The sequence below is a fragment of the Clostridium sp. ZBS15 genome, assembly GCF_023845705.1.
Taxonomy (GTDB): Bacteria; Bacillota; Clostridia; order Clostridiales; family Clostridiaceae; genus Clostridium; species Clostridium aquiflavi.
In genome coordinates this window covers 1-809 of record NZ_JAMQHY010000024.1, presented here as the reverse complement: position 1 = coordinate 809, position 809 = coordinate 1, and the positions used below count along the sequence as shown (strand labels likewise).

Genomic DNA, 809 nt, shown 5'->3' with positions numbered 1-809 from the left:
AGGAACTTTAATTTTAGGAATCTCCTAATTTAAAGTTCTTTTTCTTATGATGTTTTATCTAAAATATTACTAAATACAATTTTAAGCTGATTAATAACTAAATCCCAATCTGAATAACTTCTGGTCCATTTCTTTGCTACGCGTTCAACGGCTAAATATAGCATCTTTAATAGACTATCATCATTAGGAAATATCAGTTTAGTCTTTGTAACTTTTCTAAATTGACTATTTAAGCTTTCTATAACATTGGTAGTATATATTATTTTTCTTATATTATCTGGAAATGCAAAAAATGTACTTAGATTATCCCAATTATCTTCCCAACTCTTAACTGCATTAGGGTATTTATTAGACCACTTGTCTTTCAATGATATTAAATTTTCCATGGCCACATCTTCATTAACAGCTTTATAAATTCCTTTTAAATCAGCTACAAAAGCTTTTCTATCTTTATAAGGAATATACTTCATACTAGACCTTATTTGATGTATTATACATCTTTGTATTTTAGCAAATGGAAATGTAGCTCCGATAGCTTCTTTGAAGCCGTTTAAACCATCAACACAGAATATAAGCACATCGTGAACACCTCTTTTTTTACTCTCCTTTCCCCCCTCCCCCCCTCCTTTACTTCTTTCCTTAGCACCTATCCATATTCCTAATACTTCTTTTTCGCCATCTCCATTTACGCCAATCACAACATAAGCAGCTTTAACTATAATTTGCTTATCTTCTCTAACTTTATAATGTATATCATCCATAAATATAAAGGAATAGGTATTTTCTCATATTCTATATTGCACTTCCGA

1 pseudogene is annotated in these 809 nt (G+C 30.2%); it reads right to left on the bottom strand.

Annotated features, from left to right (window positions below):
• Window positions 1-44: 44 nt before the first annotated feature.
• Window positions 45-785, bottom strand: a pseudogene (locus NG904_RS08320) (IS256 family transposase); the annotation flags it as partial.
• Between the last annotated feature and the right edge of the window lie 24 nt (window positions 786-809).